At 43.1% G+C, this 16224-nt stretch carries 18 protein-coding genes; 8 read left to right on the top strand and 10 right to left on the bottom strand.

The genetic code is table 11. From position 1 onward, the window contains the following. Window positions 1-123: 123 nt before the first annotated feature. Together AB5Z01_RS11035 and AB5Z01_RS11030 are read left to right on the top strand one after the other, a co-directional pair. Window positions 124-975, top strand: a complete 852-nt coding sequence (locus AB5Z01_RS11035; protein WP_256320002.1) for a putative RNA methyltransferase — start codon at window positions 124-126, stop codon at window positions 973-975. Window positions 976-978: 3 nt separating this feature from the next. Continuing rightward, the gene (locus AB5Z01_RS11030; protein ID WP_195220261.1) at window positions 979-1947 is read left to right on the top strand and encodes a hypothetical protein; all 969 of its coding nucleotides are present in this window, start codon (window positions 979-981) and stop codon (window positions 1945-1947) included. A 186-nt stretch (window positions 1948-2133) separates the two neighbouring features. On the opposite strand, the gene AB5Z01_RS11025 is transcribed toward AB5Z01_RS11030, so the two are convergent. Continuing rightward, window positions 2134-2580 (bottom strand): putative ABC transporter permease, encoded by a 447-nt coding sequence (locus AB5Z01_RS11025; protein WP_242988920.1) that lies wholly within the window; start codon window positions 2578-2580, stop codon window positions 2134-2136. A gap of 151 nt (window positions 2581-2731) precedes the next feature. Beyond that, entirely contained in the window at window positions 2732-3976 is a 1245-nt protein-coding gene (locus AB5Z01_RS11020) for an adenosylhomocysteinase (RefSeq protein WP_022286771.1), read from the bottom strand. Window positions 3977-4411: 435 nt separating this feature from the next. Between AB5Z01_RS11020 and mgtE the strand changes: the two genes are divergently transcribed. After that, on the top strand, window positions 4412-5779 hold the full coding sequence (gene mgtE / locus AB5Z01_RS11015) for a magnesium transporter (RefSeq protein WP_117856465.1): 1368 nt from the start codon (window positions 4412-4414) through the stop codon (window positions 5777-5779). Between the two features lie 101 nt (window positions 5780-5880). Further along, on the top strand, window positions 5881-7260 hold the full coding sequence (locus AB5Z01_RS11010; RefSeq protein ID WP_022286769.1) for an NAD(P)/FAD-dependent oxidoreductase: 1380 nt from the start codon (window positions 5881-5883) through the stop codon (window positions 7258-7260). Window positions 7261-7318: 58 nt separating this feature from the next. Here the strand turns inward: AB5Z01_RS11010 and AB5Z01_RS11005 are convergent, their stop codons facing one another. The 6 genes from AB5Z01_RS11005 to AB5Z01_RS10980 all read right to left on the bottom strand — a co-directional run bounded on the left by AB5Z01_RS11005 (window position 7319) and on the right by AB5Z01_RS10980 (window position 12893). Next, entirely contained in the window at window positions 7319-7930 is a 612-nt protein-coding gene (locus tag AB5Z01_RS11005) for an AAA family ATPase (protein WP_022286768.1), read from the bottom strand. A 12-nt stretch (window positions 7931-7942) separates the two neighbouring features. Then, on the bottom strand, window positions 7943-8653 hold the full coding sequence (locus AB5Z01_RS11000; protein WP_022286767.1) for an ABC transporter ATP-binding protein: 711 nt from the start codon (window positions 8651-8653) through the stop codon (window positions 7943-7945). A gap of 13 nt (window positions 8654-8666) precedes the next feature. Then, window positions 8667-9425 carry an ABC transporter ATP-binding protein gene (locus AB5Z01_RS10995; RefSeq protein ID WP_117958102.1) on the bottom strand — a complete coding sequence of 253 codons (759 nt, stop codon included), beginning with the start codon at window positions 9423-9425 and terminating at the stop codon, window positions 8667-8669. A 1-nt stretch (window position 9426) separates the two neighbouring features. Further along, the gene (locus AB5Z01_RS10990) at window positions 9427-10446 is read right to left on the bottom strand and encodes a branched-chain amino acid ABC transporter permease (protein ID WP_181986089.1); all 1020 of its coding nucleotides are present in this window, start codon (window positions 10444-10446) and stop codon (window positions 9427-9429) included. Between the two features lie 143 nt (window positions 10447-10589). Next, entirely contained in the window at window positions 10590-11471 is an 882-nt protein-coding gene (locus AB5Z01_RS10985) for a branched-chain amino acid ABC transporter permease (protein ID WP_041337265.1), read from the bottom strand. A 219-nt stretch (window positions 11472-11690) separates the two neighbouring features. Continuing rightward, on the bottom strand, window positions 11691-12893 hold the full coding sequence (locus AB5Z01_RS10980; protein WP_287215576.1) for an ABC transporter substrate-binding protein: 1203 nt from the start codon (window positions 12891-12893) through the stop codon (window positions 11691-11693). A 308-nt stretch (window positions 12894-13201) separates the two neighbouring features. Here AB5Z01_RS10980 and AB5Z01_RS10975 point away from each other — a divergent pair, with 308 nt between their 5' ends. The 3 genes from AB5Z01_RS10975 to AB5Z01_RS10965 are packed head-to-tail and all read left to right on the top strand — an operon-like array spanning window position 13202 to window position 14293. Beyond that, a complete protein-coding gene (locus AB5Z01_RS10975) occupies window positions 13202-13450 on the top strand; it encodes a spore coat associated protein CotJA (protein WP_287215578.1) in 249 nt (82 codons plus the stop codon). Beyond that, window positions 13434-13697, top strand: coding sequence for a spore coat protein CotJB (locus AB5Z01_RS10970; protein WP_195551581.1), 264 nt, complete (start codon window positions 13434-13436; stop codon window positions 13695-13697). Before AB5Z01_RS10975 ends, AB5Z01_RS10970 begins: the two co-directional genes overlap by 17 nt. Beyond that, window positions 13697-14293 (top strand): manganese catalase family protein, encoded by a 597-nt coding sequence (locus AB5Z01_RS10965; RefSeq protein WP_117863965.1) that lies wholly within the window; start codon window positions 13697-13699, stop codon window positions 14291-14293. Before AB5Z01_RS10970 ends, AB5Z01_RS10965 begins: the two co-directional genes overlap by 1 nt. A gap of 46 nt (window positions 14294-14339) precedes the next feature. Here the strand turns inward: AB5Z01_RS10965 and AB5Z01_RS10960 are convergent, their stop codons facing one another. Next, the gene (locus AB5Z01_RS10960; protein WP_046440726.1) at window positions 14340-15017 is read right to left on the bottom strand and encodes a TVP38/TMEM64 family protein; all 678 of its coding nucleotides are present in this window, start codon (window positions 15015-15017) and stop codon (window positions 14340-14342) included. A gap of 349 nt (window positions 15018-15366) precedes the next feature. On the opposite strand from AB5Z01_RS10960, the gene AB5Z01_RS10955 reads away from it, so the two are divergent. Continuing rightward, the gene (locus tag AB5Z01_RS10955; RefSeq protein ID WP_195246244.1) at window positions 15367-15543 is read left to right on the top strand and encodes a hypothetical protein; all 177 of its coding nucleotides are present in this window, start codon (window positions 15367-15369) and stop codon (window positions 15541-15543) included. Between the two features lie 39 nt (window positions 15544-15582). Here the strand turns inward: AB5Z01_RS10955 and AB5Z01_RS10950 are convergent, their stop codons facing one another. Beyond that, window positions 15583-16218 (bottom strand): sortase, encoded by a 636-nt coding sequence (locus AB5Z01_RS10950; RefSeq protein WP_332009086.1) that lies wholly within the window; start codon window positions 16216-16218, stop codon window positions 15583-15585. Window positions 16219-16224: the final 6 nt, after the last annotated feature.

The following is a 16224-nucleotide window of genomic DNA, read 5'->3' as shown; positions in this document are numbered from 1 at the left end:
TATGCGTCCCCTCAAATGGTTTTCGCCTATCGAATTTCTTAATAATAGTGTCCAATATGATTGACAAACCTACATTTTTTATTAATAAAATATCCATTGCTAAAAGCAGGGGGAAATGCTATAATGTTCAGGGTGATTTATATGTATGTTTGTCCGATATGCAAAAAACGGCTTAGAAAGCTTGACAACGTATGGCACTGTCAGAACGGTCACAGCTTTGATATTGCGAGAAAAGGATATGTAAATCTGCTTACCACAAAGGGCAGAAACCCTAAGAACGCAGGGGATAATGCGGAAATGGTAAAGGCGAGAACGGATTTCCTCGACCGTGACTATTATCTGCCGCTTGCGAAGAAAACGGCTGAAGTAATGGGCGGTCTGCTTGAAAATGTGAAACAGCCTTATATTATCGACAGTGGCTGCGGTGAGGGCTTTTACACTGTGAACTATGCCAAGGCACTGCCAAAGGCGAAGTTTTACGGCATTGACATATCAAAGGCGGCAGTTGCCCACTGCATGACGAGGATACATTGCGAAAATATCACAAATTGCGAATTTGCAGTGGCATCGTCATTTCAGCTTCCGTTTATAGACAAATTTGCAGATCTTATCGTATGCACATTTGCACCTGTTTCAAATGACGAATACGCAAGGGTGCTGAAAGACGGCGGAAAGCTTGTGGTAGTTTCTCCGTCCCCAAGACATCTGTTTGAACTTAAAGAAGTGCTTTATGAGAAGCCTTACGAAAACAAGCCCAATGTATACGGACTTAATAAATTTGACGAGTCTGAGGAGATAATTTTTGAATATCCTGTGGTGCTTGAAAGTCAGGAGGATATTTTCAATCTTTTTACAATGACTCCGTATTACTACAAAACATCTGCCGAGGCGGTGGAGAAGCTTAAAAAGGTGAACAGGCTTGAGCTTACCTGTGGCTTTTCTATCAGGACATTTACGAAAAAGAGAGGTTTTTGATACATGAATAAAGATATTTTCTGCAAAGGATATACTTGGGGATTTTTCTCCAAGAGAGGTGATTTTCAGACGGAAGCGGCAGAAAAGTCAATGGAGAGGCTTGCTTCAAACGGCTTGAACTGGATATGTATCCCTGTAAACGCATTGCAGGAGAGCTTTGCAAGCACAAGAGTATTCAGTGATTATGAGAGAACACAATCTGACGAAGACATTGCCTTCGCTATACAAAAAGCAAAGTCACTGGGACTTAAAGTCTGCCTTAAGCCTATGGTGGATTGCCTTGACCATTCATGGCGTGCAAGGATAGACTTCCCACCTGAGAACCCTGAATATTGGGACAAGTGGTTCAAGTCATACACAGCTTTCATGCTTCACTATGCAAAGCTTGCAGAAAAGCTCGGCTGTGAAATGCTCTGCACAGGCTGTGAAATGGCAGGAATGGACAAGCAGTCTGACAGATGCAGAAAGCTTATCGCACAGGTGAGAGAGGTCTACAGCGGTATCGTTATGCACAACATCAATCACGGCGACGAACAGCGTTTCGATTGGCTCAGCGACGTGGATATCATTGGCATCTCAGGCTACTACCCTGTTACAGACGGCGTGAACAGGGACAAGAAACATATGCTCAGTCGCTGGAACGAAGTTGTCGGCTCCCTTGAAAAGGCTCACAAGCATTTCAACAAGCCTATAATGTTCGCTGAGATAGGCGTGCGAAATGAGGAGGGCTGCACGCAGTACCCTTGGGATTTCCATGACAGACTCGACAAGCCACTTGACGAGCAGGAGCAGGCAGATTTCTACGACACTGCAATGGAAGCAACTTGGGATCTGGATTGGTTCTGCGGTTACTTCTGGTGGGATTGGAAAGCTATCCTGCCGCCAATAGAGAAAGCCAAAGAGAACCGTGACTTCACAGTTTATGGCAAGCTTGGCGAAGAAGTGCTGAAAAAGTGGTACACAAAAGATTAATATGCACAAAAATACGGACTGTTTATCATTGGATAGACAGTCCGTTTGTTTTTATATGCGTTGGTGAATGACAGGCGAATGTAAGCGTGTCGCCGTCCCCTATATTTACAATTTTTGCGTAGGGGCGACCCGAGGTCGCCAGTTAATTATATTTTTACATACTGAGCAGTACAAATAATCGTACTCTTATCCAACCGCCGCAGGTATTTTTTCTTTCCCTCGTTTAACAATGACAGGGTATTCCTTGAAAATATGTCTGCGTATAAAATTATCCGCAAGCACACCAATATAGGATAACCCAAACCACAGAAAAGCAAATGGCAGGCATATCTGTCCGTCAAAATTCAGCGGCACTTCCTCATAGCTCCATATGCCCATGCCGAGATAGCGGTTGAGATACTCCCCTGCAAGAAATTCTATGGCAGTGATAAATGCTGCCGACACTGCAAGCACAGACAGCAGGCTCACTCCTCGCCTGCGCTCGCCATTCATGATATGGATAACCAGCATTGAAGTTCCCCCAAGCACCCCCATTGTGATATGAGAATATCCCCTGTTAAGTATTTCCATAAAGCCGTAGCATATTGCGCCCACTGAAAAAAGCGTAAGTATCTTATACATCTTTGCCGCCACATTCTCACCGCCCTGTTTTTTATCGCCCTAATATTAAAATGTACAGAAATCAGTGATTTAAAACCTTGAAGACAAAATAAATTTATGGCAATTTCAAGATACAAAAAACGGACAACCCAAGCTGTCCGTTTTATTGTACTAATATGATATTTTATACCTGCCAGCTGTTAAGATATTTCTCCTGCTCAGGTGTAAGCTTATCTATCTCAAGCTCCCAGAATTTAAGCTTTCTGTTTGCGACTTCCTTGTCTATCTCATCAGGAACATAAACTATCTTGTCTGTAAGCTTGTCTTTGTTTTTAACAAGATAAGCCGCAGAAAGTGCTTGGATAGCAAAGGACATATCCATTATCTCGGCAGGGTGACCGTCGCCTGCGGCAAGGTTTACAAGTCTGCCCTCGCCGATAACATACAACCAATTACCGTTCGGAAGCTTATAACCGTCAATATTGTTTCTTGCAAGCTTGCTTTCAACAGACAGCTTTTTAAGTCCAGCCACATCTACCTCGCAATCAAAGTGACCTGCGTTACAGAGTATAGCACCGTCTTTCATGTTCATGAAAGCTTTCTCAGTAATAACGTCTTTACAGCCTGTTACAGTAACAAAGAAGTCGCCCACCTTAGCGGCGTCAACCATTTTCATTACCTTGAAGCCGTCCATAACAGCCTCCATAGCCTTTATTGGGTCGACTTCGCAGACGATAACGCTTGCACCAAGACCCTTTGCTCTCATTGCAACACCCTTGCCGCACCAGCCGTAGCCTGCAACAACAACGTTCTTGCCTGCAACGATAAGGTTAGTTGTTCTGTTTATTCCGTCCCATACAGACTGACCTGTGCCGTATCTGTTATCAAAAAGATACTTGCACTTTGCATTGTTTACAAGCATCATAGGGAATTTGAGCTGACCGTCCTTGTTCATTGCAATAAGACGAATAATGCCCGTAGTAGTTTCCTCACAACCACCGATAACGTTCGGTATCAGCTCAGGGTATTCATTGTGGATAAGGTTTACAAGGTCGCCGCCGTCATCTATAATAATGTTTGGACCTACCTTGACTACCTCGGATATATGTCTGTGATACTCCTCGTCAGTTGCACCGTGCCATGCAAAAACGTTCAAGCCGTCATGCACAAGACCTGCCGCAACATCGTCCTGAGTAGACAGCGGATTGCTTCCTGTGATGTACATTTCAGCACCGCCTGCTGCAAGGACTTTGCAAAGATAAGCGGTCTTAGCTTCAAGGTGGATAGAAAGTGCAACTTTCAGTCCCTTAAAAGGCTGATCTCTCTTGAAATCTTCCTCGACGCTTCTGAGCAATGACATATTCTGTCTTACCCATTCTATCTTTCTTTTACCGCTTTCCCACAAGCTTTCATCTCTTATTTCGCTCATTTTATCAATTCCTTTCGGTTTATTATTCGATCCATATAATAATTATACCCTATTTCTCCCCATTTGGCAAGAGGTCAAAAGCAATTCATTATACTTCGCAAATTTACAGCGCGTTCATAAAATTAAATTAAACAATTTCTTGACAAAAAAACAAGGTAAGCGTATAATAATATTATGTGTGCGAATAGTAAAAACGTGCATAAATCATGATTTTTAAGGAGTGTGTACAAATGGACGACGCCAGTCAGAATACGATCGCCCCTCGATTGCAGAGCGGCTCGCCCGTTTGTGGCAGCCTTTTTGTGATCTAAATATCAATTTTAATTGAATAGGACGATCTGTGTTTTGGTAGATCCTTATATTTGTACAGAGTTGGTATAAGTACAATTATTTGTACTGTTGTGCTTATTACCGCTGCTGTTAGGGGGAAACATTATGTTTAACACAGTATTGGAGTTGCTCAAAAGCAGAAACTACAAGGCTATCCGTGAAATATTTATGGATATGAACGAAGCCGACGTGGCTGCTCTTTTGCAGCAGTTTTATGACGATCACGAGGTCGAGAAATACGAGCTTCCGTTGCTGTTCCGTCTTTTGAACAAGGACGTTGCGGCTGACGTTTTCGCTTATATGGACAGCGATACACAAATGATGCTTATCAATGCCTTTACAGATAAGGAGCTTCAGGAGATCGTTGACGACCTTTATCTTGATGATACGGTAGATATTATCGAGGAAATGCCTGCAAATGTTGTTGCAAGGATAATCAAGTCTGCTGACGCAGAAACGAGAAAGCAGATAAATCAGATACTCAAATATCCTAAAGACAGTGCAGGCTCTATTATGACCACCGAGTACGTTTATCTTCACAGAAGCTACACCGCCAAGGAAGCACTGGATTGGATAAGACACGTTGGTATGGTCAAGGAAACTGTAAATACACTTTATGTCACTGAGAACAGAAAGCTCGTGGGCGTGCTTTCACTGCTTGATATCGTAACTGCTGATGATAACGATAAAATAGAGGACATAATGGAGGACAACGTTATTTCCGTTGATACCCTTGAGGATAAAGAGTATGTTGCTTCCATGTTCTCAAAATATGACTTTCTTTCTCTGCCTGTTGTTGACAGAGAAAACCGCATGGTTGGTATCGTTACATTTGACGACGCTATGGACGTTATCGAGGAGGAGACCACTGAGGACTTCTCGAAAATGGCTGCCGTTGCGCCAAGTGACGATTCATATTTCAAGACCTCTGTTTTCACTCATGCGAAAAACAGAATAGCATGGCTTTTGATACTTATGCTGTCGGCTACCCTTACGGGTGCTATCGTAAACAAATATCAGTCTGCTTTTGCGGCTGTCCCTGTTTTGGTATCGTTCCTGTCAATGCTTAGTGGCACAGGAGGAAACTGCGGCTCTCAGACCTCGACCCTTGTTATAAGAGGCATGGCGCTTGGTGAGATAAGAATGAAAGACTTTTTCAAGGTCATGTGGAAAGAGTTCAGAGTTGCGCTTCTTTGCAGCGTTATCCTTGCTATAGTCAATGCTATAAGAATAATTCTTGTGTATCACGGTGACACATCTGTGGATTGCTACAAGCTTGCGTTCACGGTAAGTATGGCTATCATGGCAACTGTTGTGCTTTCAAAGCTCATCGCCTGTATGCTGCCTATGGCTGCCAAGAAGCTGCATCTTGACCCTGCTATCATGGCTGCCCCGCTTATCACCACTATCGTTGACACTTGCTCAACACTGATATTCTTCACATTGGCTACTATCGTATTTGATATAAAATAAAAAAATGGCGGTTATCTCCTTTCAGGCTATCTTCTGCAAAGGTGCGGCCGCCCGTTTTATGGATAAAAATAAATTGGATTTTGATATGAAAGGAAATAGTTATGGCTCAGAATTATGACGTAGTTGTTGTCGGTGCAGGTGCAGCCGGCGTATTCATGGCATACGAATTTGTCAAGCTTGACAAAAACATAAAAGTTTGCATTATTGATCAGGGCGGACCTGTCAGCAAGCGTAAGTGTCCTATAGATGGCAAAAAAGTTAAGTCCTGCATTCACTGCAAGGTATGCTCCATTATGCACGGCTTCGGCGGTGCAGGCGGAATGTCGGACGGCAAATATAACATCACAAACAATTTCGGCGGTGACCTTTACACATTTACCGGCAAGGAAAAGGCTATCGAGCTTATGCAGTATGTTGACAAGATAAACCTTGAAATGGGTGGTCAGGACGCTAAGCTTTACTCCACAACTTCTTCCGACATCAAGGCAATGGCTCTGAAATATGACCTCCACCTCCTTGACGCTCAGGTAAGACACCTTGGCACTGACAGAAATATGCAGATACTTCAGAACATCTATGACTTTGTTAAAGACAAGATAGACATAAAATTTTATGAAAGTGTTCAGGGTATAACAGGCAAGGAGAACGACTTCACTGTTATCACAGACAAGGACGAGTATCACTGCTCAAACGCTGTTGTTGCGGCAGGCAGAAGCGGTTCAAAATGGATCTCTGAGATATGCGACAACTTTGGTATCAAAAGACGTTCAAACAGAGTTGATATCGGCGTTCGTGTTGAGATACCTGCGGCTGTTTTTGAGCATATCACAAGTAAGGTATACGAAAGCAAGATAGTTTACCGCACAAAGAAATACGGCGACCTTGTAAGAACATTCTGCATGAACCCATACGGTGAGGTAGTTACCGAGAATACAAACGGCATCATCACAGTAAACGGACACAGCTATGCTGACCCTGCGCTGAGAACTGAGAACACAAACTTCGCTCTGCTGGTATCCAACACATTCTCTGAGCCTTTCAAGGACTCAAACGCATACGGTGAGTCTATCGCAAGGCTGTCTAATATGCTTGGCGGTGGAGTGCTTGTTCAGCGTTTCGGTGATCTGGTTGCAGGCAGACGTACAAATGAACACCGCTTTGGTCAGACGTTCCTTAACCCTACGCTCAAAGCCACTCCGGGCGACCTGAGCCTTGTTATCCCAAAGCGACAGCTTGACGATATTATCGAAATGATATACGCTCTGGATAAGATAGCTCCGGGTATGGCGAATATAGATACCCTGCTCTATGGTGTTGAGGTCAAGTTCTACAATTCAAGAGTTGACGTTGACGAGAACCTTGAAACTGCTGTCAAAGGTCTTTACGTCCTTGGCGACGGCTCAGGCGTTACGCACTCTCTGTCGCAGGCTTCTGCATCAGGAGTATTTGCCGCAAGGACTATTTCAGAAAAATTCAACTGATCTCATATATCACAAAAGCCGCACTGCCAAAAAAGCAATGCGGCTTTATTTTTATGCCTTACTCTTCAAGAAGCTTTATATATCCCTTAATGATATCAACGCACTTGTCATAGCTCATGTCGCTGGTATCAAGACACAGATTGTAGTTTTTCGCATTTGTCCAATCCCTGCCTGTGTAGTGACGATAATAATCGCTTCTCTCCTTGTCTGTCTTTTCGATTATCTTGACAGCCTCTTTTACAGAAACACCATACAGATCGACGATATTCTTGACCGCAGTTTCCATATCAGAATATATGAAAACCTTAAGCACGTCTTTTCTGTCACGGAGGATATAGTCAGCACATCTGCCAACTATTACCGCAGGCTCTCTGTCTGCAAGCTGCTTTATTATCTTCGCCTGATAATTGAAAAGATTTCTGTCAGAAGTAAAGTCGTGATCATCAGGGTCAAGAAGCTCACCCTTGTAAACTCCGCCCTTTCTCAGAAAAGAACCTTTCAGTTTTTCATCAACAAGCCCGAAAAAGCGTTCATTTATACCGCTTTCGTCGCTTGCAAGCTTTATAAGCTCCTTATCATAATATTTTATACCCATATCCTCTGACAGCATTTTTCCTACAGTTCTTCCGCCACTGCCGATGCCCCTTGCAATGGTTATGATCCTTGCCATAAAGCTCAACTCCTATTCACCTAAATATGCTTTCTTGACCGACTCATCATTGATAAGATCAGACGCCTTGCCTGACAAAACTATCTTGCCCGTTTCAAGAACATAAGCTCTGTCTGAGATAGCAAGGGCTTTCTTTGCGTTCTGCTCAACAAGCAGTACAGTTGTGCCGCTCTTTCTGATATCCTCGATTATCTTAAATATGGTTGACACAAGGATCGGTGACAGACCCATTGACGGCTCGTCCATTACAACTATCTTAGGTCTTGACATGAGCGCCCTGCCCATTGCCAGCATCTGCTGCTCACCGCCTGAAAGAGTACCTGCTATCTGATTTTTTCTTTCTGCAAGTCTAGGGAAACGCTCGTATATATCCTGAATATCCTTCGGTATATTCTCCTTGTCTTTTCTTGTAAATGCTCCAAGTTTAAGGTTATCAAGCACTGTGAGGTTTTGGAATATTCTTCTTCCCTCAGGAACGTGTGCTATACCCATCTCGACTATCTTGTGTGCAGGAGTTTTAGTAAGCTCCACGCCGTTGAATTTGATAGAACCCGATTTTGCAGAGATAAGACCTGTAAGGGTGTGCAGAGTGGTGGTCTTTCCTGCTCCGTTTGCGCCTATAAGGGAAATGACCTCGCCCTCGTTTACCTCAAAGGAGATACCTTTCAAAGCGGCTATCATGCCATAATTGACGTGCAGATCATTGATTTCCAACATTGCCATTTTACTTACCCCCTTATTCGCCCAGATATGCGGTGATAACTTCAGGATTTTTAAGCACTTCCGCTGTCTTGCCCTCGCAGAGGAGCTGACCGAAGTTCAGCACTGACAGCTTTTCGCAGATACCTGAAACAAGGCTCATATCATGCTCGATAAGCAGCACCGTCATATCAAAATTATCTCTTACAAAGCGGATAGTATCCATAAGCTCCGCTGTTTCGTTTGGATTCATGCCGGCAGCAGGCTCGTCAAGAAGCAGCAGCTTCGGCTGTGTTGCAAGGGCTCTTGCGATCTCAAGCTTTCTCTGATCGCCATACGGAAGTCCAGAAGCAAGCAGACTCGCCTTATCGTCAAGCTCGAAAACCTTCAGAAGCTCCAGCGCCTTTGCGTCCATTGCCTTTTCAAGTCTGAAATATCTAGGCAGTCTGAAAACGCCTGTAAAGGTGCTGTATTTATAATGATTGTGAAGTGCGACCTTTACGTTGTCAAGCACCGTCATATCCTTAAAAAGTCTGATGTTCTGGAATGTACGGGCAATGCCTGCACGGTTTATTTCGATAGTGTTTTTGCCGGTAATGTTCTTTCCGTCAAGAACGATTGTGCCGTCTGTTGGCTTATAAACGCCTGTGAGCATATTGAAGATAGTGGTCTTTCCTGCTCCGTTCGGCCCAATAAGACCATAGAGCTGACCTTTTTCTATTGTTATGCTGAACTCGTCAACTGCACGGAGTCCGCCGAATGAAATGCCGAGATTTTTTACTTCAAGAAGTGCCATATCACTCAGCCTCCTTTACTTTTTCACGCTTGAACAAAGCCTTGAACTTAGCAGTATTTGCACTGATAAAAGTTTTTGTTTTTTCATTTGAAGTTATTATCATCATAACGATAAGAACGATAGAATAGATAAGCATTCTGTAGCTGTTTATGCTTCTTAGCATTTCTGGAAGCAGAACAAGCACGATAGCTGCGATAACACTTCCTCTGATACTGCCTATACCGCCCAGAACAACGAATACCAAGATAAGGATAGACAGGTTATAGTCGAACTTAGAAGCCTGGAGCGTATAGAAGTTATGAGAATAAAGCGCACCTGCACAGCCTGCAAGGAATGCAGTCAATGCAAAAGTAATAAGCTTATACTTTGTGATGTTAAGACCTACAGACTCGGCTGCGATAACATTATCTCTGATAGCCATTACTGCTCTTCCTGTTCTTGAATATACAAAGTTATAGGCAATGATAAGAGTGATAAGCAACATAACAGCGCCGATAATGAATGTAGAATCGTTAGGTGTGCCGCTGATACCCTGAGGGCCGTTCAGTATAAGCTTTCCGTCAGGCTCAAGGTTAAGGTTTGACAGACTTTTGAGAGAAACGTGAACACCCTTAGAATCATAACCAAGGTAAAGTGCTGCGAAAACGTTCTTTATGATCTCACCGAACGCAAGTGTAACGATAGCGAGATAGTCACCTTTAAGTCTGAGAACAGGTATTCCTATAAGTATGCCGAACACTGCGGCAATTATTCCGCCTATAAGTATAGCCAAAGGAAATCTGATCCACACATTTTCAATAGTTTCAGAAGTAACGATAGAGAATATCGCACTTGTATATGCGCCAACGCACATAAAGCCTGCCTGACCCAAGCTAAGCTCGCCAAGTATACCAACTGTCAGGTTAAGGGATACTGCAAGTATAGAGTATACACACAGAGGAACAAGAAGCCCTGTGAGCATACTTGAGATATATCCGCCGCTGCTGAGTATCTGCATTACCACAAAGGCAACTATTACCATTGCGTATGTGATAAAGCTTTTTCTGGTCTGCGGCTTAAAAAACTTTGTTTTTGCGCTAGCCCCTTCTTTTTTCACAAAAAACCAATCCTTTCAGATAAAACAGAACTGCAAAGCAAGTCTGCTCGAAAATTTTAAGTTGACTTTTATACCTTTTCGCTTATCTTCTTGCCGAGGATACCTGTAGGCTTGATGATAAGCACAAGTATAAGAACAGCAAAAACGATAGCGTCGGCAAGCTGTGGTGAGATATAGGCACGTCCAAGTATCTCGATAACACCGATAAGGATACCGCCGATCATAGCGCCCGGTATTGAGCCGATACCGCCAAATACCGCCGCAACGAACGCTTTGATACCAGGCATTGCGCCTGTGGTGTTCTGAAGCGTAGGATAAGCTGAGCAAAGCAGTGCGCCTGCAATTGCGGCAAGACCTGAGCCGATAGCGAATGTAAGGGAGATAGTGCGGTTGATGTTTACGCCCATGAGCTGAGCCGCACCTCTGTCCTCAGATACTGCAAGCATTGCACGTCCGCTCTTGGTTTTGTTGATGAACAATGAAAGACCAACTACAATGAGTATAGATACGATTATTGCAACTGATGTTTCTCCGGAAATAACTATCTGTCCGTCAAAAAGCTTGATGCTCGGCACGTTTACAACTGATGTAAAGTTTACAGGCTTTTCACCGAATATAAGCAGTGCGATGTTCTGCAAAAAGTAGCTGACGCCTATGGCAGTGATAAGCACCGCAAGCGAAGTAGCTTGTCTGAGCGGCTTATACGCCACCTTTTCGATGACTATACCGAGAAGTGTGCAGGCAATAACTGCAAGAACTATGGAAAGCCAAGAGTTTAGTCCCCATGTGGTCATGCAGGTGAATATAACATATCCGCCCACCATAATAACATCGCCGTGTGCGAAGTTAAGCATTTTGGCAATACCGTATACAAGCGTATAGCCCAAAGCTATAACTGCGTATATACTGCCGAGGCTTATTCCGTTGATGAGGTTATTAAGAAAACCCATATACAAACATTCCTTCCTTTTGGAATAGACAAAACACAAGATGTAATCACATATATTACATCTGTCCTTGTCATAAACACAATATACAATAAATTATAACATAACCCCGTAGTTTTTGCAACACATTTTAATGAAATAAATCAAAAAAACCGACAATTTTTCGCAATTGCCGGTTTTTTCATATTAAGCGTACTTTTTGTACGCACTTCATTTCAGCTATTACTGAGCAGTAGAAGCGGCAATGTCATCAGCTGTCAGTGCTGAATAAGCACCATTCTTGATGATAACAGCCTTAGGGTCCTTAGATACGGCACCGTCTTCGCCCCACTTCATGCCTGTACCTGTAAGTCCGTCATATGAGAAGTCCTTATCAGAGATAGCCTTTTTGAGCTTATCGCAGATATCAGAAGCAGACATATCGGCTGTGATGCCTTCCTTCTTCATGAGTTCTGCAAGTACCATTACGCCGTCATAAGCGTCTGCTGCGAACTGGTTAGGTGTTTCGCCGTTGTAAGCGTCCTTATACTTCTTAACGAAGTCCTGAGTTGCCTGATCCTGAGCGTCGGCAGCAAATGGTGTAAGGAACATTACGCCCTCGCAAAGTGAAGTATCAAAGTTCTTGATAGAAAGAAGTCCGTCAAGACCGTCGCAACCGAAGAATGTTGGGTTGTAGTTAGCTGACTTGCACTGTGTAAGGATAAGTGAAGCCTGCTGATAGTAGATAGGCAGGAACACGAGGTCTGCGCCTGCATTCTTAGCTGCGCTTATCTGAGCTGAGAAGTCAGTCTTGCTGTCCTTTGTGAATGACTGCTCTGCAACGATATCAAGACCCTTAGCCTTAGCCTCGGATTTGAATGTGTTGAAGATACCTGATGAATAAGCGTCAGAGCTGTCGTAAATTACAGCTATCTTTGTAGCAAGCTTGTTTTCTGCGATATAGTCGGCAGAACCTTTACCTTGGTTAGGGTCAGTAAAGCAAACCTGGAAACAGTTATCGTTCTTGGTAACGTCCTGAGCTGAAGCAGAAGGTGTGAGCTGGAAGATGTTATCCTGCTTTGTCTTTTCAATAACTGCGAGGCAAGAACCTGTTGTTACTGTTCCGACCATTACCTGCATACCATTGTCTTTCAGTGCATTATAAGCATTTACAGCCTTATCGCCTGAGTCAGCCTCATCGTCCTCGAAAACGTATGAGAGCTTTGTTCCGTTTATTCCGCCTGCGTCATTTACGTCCTTGACAGCAAGCTCGATAGCATTCTTAACAGCAACGCCGTACTGTGCAGCGTCACCTGTGAGCGGACCGCTGCAGCCGATAACGATAGTATCGCTGTTCTTTTTTGCACCGTTTCCGCAACCTGCAAAGCAAGAAACTGCAAGGGCAGCCGAAACTGTTAATGCAAGAATTCTCTTGACATTTTTCATAATAATCTCTCCTTCGTTCACATATGTCACTGCATATGCTTTTTTTCAATAGTATTAATATAACACGCAGAAGCCCGATTTGTCAATATTAAATCTTACAAATTTAACGTTATTTAAACTATGTTTATTGTTACAAACAATATGCGCGTTCACAGAAAATTAATTTTGTGTATTTTAAATGAACGATTTGCAAGTTTTTTTATAATATCCTGCATACATACACCACTGACTTATAAGCTGCATATGATAAAACAGCCACACGAAACCTGTGGTATATGAGATTCAGACAACATAAGGAGTGAACTTATTTGGATATGTTTGACAATCTGTCGTTAGGCAGGATACTTGCTGACGACACAGAGGATAACACACCTGCCTGCCCTTTTCCGAAAGGAAGATTTCCTGAGGACACGCCGCTGGCAATGGCATATGTGCCTTTTCAGATGTGGGAGAAGCCTTATGAGGCAGATGTAGGACTTTCAAGAGGAACTATCTTCTCGTCCATAGACAAACCTTTTATAGGAGAGGAGGCTGTAAAGAATGCCCATACTAAGTGAAAAGGAGAGGCTTCTTAGAAAGATACAGGCGTGCAGCTTTGCCCTTGTAGAGGCTAATCTTTACCTCGACAGCCACCCTACCTGCAGAGATGGTCTGGCATATTTTGCACGCCACAAGGCAGAAAAAGAGAAGCTTATTGCTCAATACAATGAGAAATACGGACCATTGACGATCACGCAGAACAATTCGTCCAGGAAATGGGAATGGGTAACATCACCTTTTCCGTGGGAAAGGAGTGTTGACTAATGTGGCAATATGAAAAAAAGCTGCAATACCCCGTTAAGATCGCTAACCCTAATCCTGCTTTGGCTAAGGTCATTATCTCGCAGCTTGGTGGCCCTGACGGCGAACTTGGTGCAGCGCTTCGCTATCTCAATCAGCGTTACTCAGCCCCCTGCCGTGAAGTGCAGGCAATACTCAACGATATCGGCACAGAAGAACTTGCCCATATCGAAATGATCGGCACTATTATCTATCAGCTGACCCGTGACCTCTCCCTCAAGGAGATAAAAGACAGTGGTTTTGACACCTATTTTGTTGACCACACTACAGGCGTTTACCCTATAGCCGCCTCTGGTGTACCATTTTCTGCGGAAACCTTCCAAAGTACCGGTGACGCTATTGCTGATATACACGAAGACCTTGCTGCTGAGCAAAAAGCCCGCCTGACCTACGACAACATTCTCAGGCTTGCTGACGATCCCGATGTCCGTGACCCTATCAAGTTTCTTCGTGAACGTGAGATAGTCCACTACCAGCGCTTCGGCGAAGGACTAAGACTTATTCAGGATATGCTTGACAGCAAAAATTTCTACGCTTTCAATCCTAGCTTTGACAAATAATAAAAAAAGCGGACTGATAACAACAGTCCGCTTTTTTGTACATATATCAAAAATCTTCCTTGTCCATCTGCTTGCCGCTCCTGCTGACCTTTTTATTAAGTATCAGTGAAAAAGCCAGCGTTGCAGCTATGAGTGCTATCATCACAAGCACTGATTTTATTGTCAAATGCTTCAACTGTGCTCCAATATATGTCTGCACAAGCATTTCAGGCATCACTCCCATTATCGAGCCAAGAAGATATGGTCTGTAAGGCATTCGCAGTGCGCCGTGTATCATTGAAACAAGGTCGCCCGGCACAACTACCACAGCCCTTGAAATGTAGGAGGCGAACAGATTATTGTCATGCCCATAATTTACAAGCTTTCGTGCCTTAGGATATTTCATCTCAATAACACGCATGATATCGCCACCAGATATTCTTCCCACAAGATAAGGAACAGTAAAACACACCGATAGTCCTATTACATTCAACAAAATGCCCACCCAGAACGGATATATTGCACCCACGCACACAAAAATAGCCGCAAGCGGGAATACCACCGACAAAGACTTCAATCCATAAAATCCCAGTATAACAAATGCGGCAAGCCACAAATTGTCCGGGCAATAACTGAGTATCTCAGAAAACTCATGGTCTTTCAGAAAAAGAGCACAGCAAAATATTATGATAATAGTTAAAGCAAAGGGTACATATCTTCCATATTTTCGCACAAAGCTATCCATAACTCCTCGCTCCTCTCCGATTCTTTAGGGTATTATACCATATTTGAATGTTCAATTAATTATCAATCAATGAAAACTGTGTTACAACTTTCGCTGTCAAAACAAATTTATACTTTATCGTTCGTCAAATTGACCAACTATTCTCATTTTTGCACAATATCCCACTATCACTATAATTTTTATAAGTAGAATTATGTCGTCTTATGTCGTGAAGTGTTCTTAAACAAGTCGATTTCTGTTCTAATTTATGTATATCTAATTAATAGGTTAAATTTGTACAATATTGCTATTGACCAACGTACCAATTAATGTTATAATTAATTATAACAATTATTTGGGAGGTATTTTTATGAGATACACAGTATACAACAAAGCAATGAAACGTCCAGTTTTTCAAACAAACAACCTTGAAGAAGCCATTGACTATACACGTCGCCACCCAAGAAAGTCAAGACGACACTGCATATACGATGACAAACTAAAAACTTTTGATATAAAAAAAATAAGACTTGCCGCAGGAATATAAAACGCACAGGGTGTAGAACTCTGTGCGTTTTTGATGTATTTATGAATAAACAAGTCTTACAGTCACTCTGCTGTAACCGCTCCATGTGCAGGTGAACAAGGTCAGATCCCAGTCGCTGCCACCACCTTTTATGAGCGATGGCGAATCCCAGCCGCTCAGCAGTTCGCTGTTTGTGACAGTATAGTTAAATTTTCTGCCGTAAACATCGGTGAAAATGACCTGGTCACCTGAGCTGAGCTTATCCAGCTTATCAAAAAAGCCTGTGTAATTGTGAGCGCAGATTATAAGATCATTGTCTACACGTCTGCCGCTGTACTGACAAGCTGCAGTATTCATTGCAGCATAGCTCCAGCCACGAGTCACAGGAAACTCCTGCCCCAGTGTCGGGAATGAAATCAAGCCTATATATGAGTTGCCGTCAAGCACGATATCCTTATCCGGGTCATCTATCTCGCTGTCCATGGATCGACTATCGTCAAAAATGTCAAAGGGTGAACTGCTGTCGCTATCCTCTGCACTGTCTGAGATCTGCGTTTTCAGATCACTCAGCACAGCCTCCATCCTTTTATTACTTTGCTTTTCATGAAAATAGTTGTAATAATTAAGGGATAATGCCGCCGCTATCAGCATTATCCCCATTATTATCAACAAAAGTCCTAGCTTTTTTTTAGTCACTATTTT

Source organism: Ruminococcus sp. RTP21359st1_H3_RTP21359_211015, from assembly GCF_040909065.1.
Taxonomy (GTDB): Bacteria; Bacillota; Clostridia; order Oscillospirales; family Ruminococcaceae; genus Hominimerdicola; species Hominimerdicola aceti.
Note: the sequence above shows the minus strand (reverse complement) of the source record. Positions and strands in the feature narration are given on the sequence as shown.

Coding starts and splice junctions, on each gene's coding strand:
- AB5Z01_RS11035 (WP_256320002.1), top strand. CDS start 124: ATGTTCAGGGTGATTTATATGTATGTTTGTCCGATATGCAAAAAACGG.
- AB5Z01_RS11030 (WP_195220261.1), top strand. CDS start 979: ATGAATAAAGATATTTTCTGCAAAGGATATACTTGGGGATTTTTCTCC.
- AB5Z01_RS11020 (WP_022286771.1), bottom strand. CDS start 3,976: ATGAGCGAAATAAGAGATGAAAGCTTGTGGGAAAGCGGTAAAAGAAAG.
- mgtE (WP_117856465.1), top strand. CDS start 4,412: ATGTTTAACACAGTATTGGAGTTGCTCAAAAGCAGAAACTACAAGGCT.
- AB5Z01_RS11010 (WP_022286769.1), top strand. CDS start 5,881: ATGGCTCAGAATTATGACGTAGTTGTTGTCGGTGCAGGTGCAGCCGGC.
- AB5Z01_RS11005 (WP_022286768.1), bottom strand. CDS start 7,930: ATGGCAAGGATCATAACCATTGCAAGGGGCATCGGCAGTGGCGGAAGA.
- AB5Z01_RS11000 (WP_022286767.1), bottom strand. CDS start 8,653: ATGGCAATGTTGGAAATCAATGATCTGCACGTCAATTATGGCATGATA.
- AB5Z01_RS10995 (WP_117958102.1), bottom strand. CDS start 9,425: ATGGCACTTCTTGAAGTAAAAAATCTCGGCATTTCATTCGGCGGACTC.
- AB5Z01_RS10990 (WP_181986089.1), bottom strand. CDS start 10,446: ATGGTAATAGTTGCCTTTGTGGTAATGCAGATACTCAGCAGCGGCGGA.
- AB5Z01_RS10985 (WP_041337265.1), bottom strand. CDS start 11,471: ATGGGTTTTCTTAATAACCTCATCAACGGAATAAGCCTCGGCAGTATA.
- AB5Z01_RS10980 (WP_287215576.1), bottom strand. CDS start 12,893: ATGAAAAATGTCAAGAGAATTCTTGCATTAACAGTTTCGGCTGCCCTT.
- AB5Z01_RS10970 (WP_195551581.1), top strand. CDS start 13,434: ATGCCCATACTAAGTGAAAAGGAGAGGCTTCTTAGAAAGATACAGGCG.
- AB5Z01_RS10965 (WP_117863965.1), top strand. CDS start 13,697: ATGTGGCAATATGAAAAAAAGCTGCAATACCCCGTTAAGATCGCTAAC.
- AB5Z01_RS10960 (WP_046440726.1), bottom strand. CDS start 15,017: ATGGATAGCTTTGTGCGAAAATATGGAAGATATGTACCCTTTGCTTTA.
- AB5Z01_RS10955 (WP_195246244.1), top strand. CDS start 15,367: ATGAGATACACAGTATACAACAAAGCAATGAAACGTCCAGTTTTTCAA.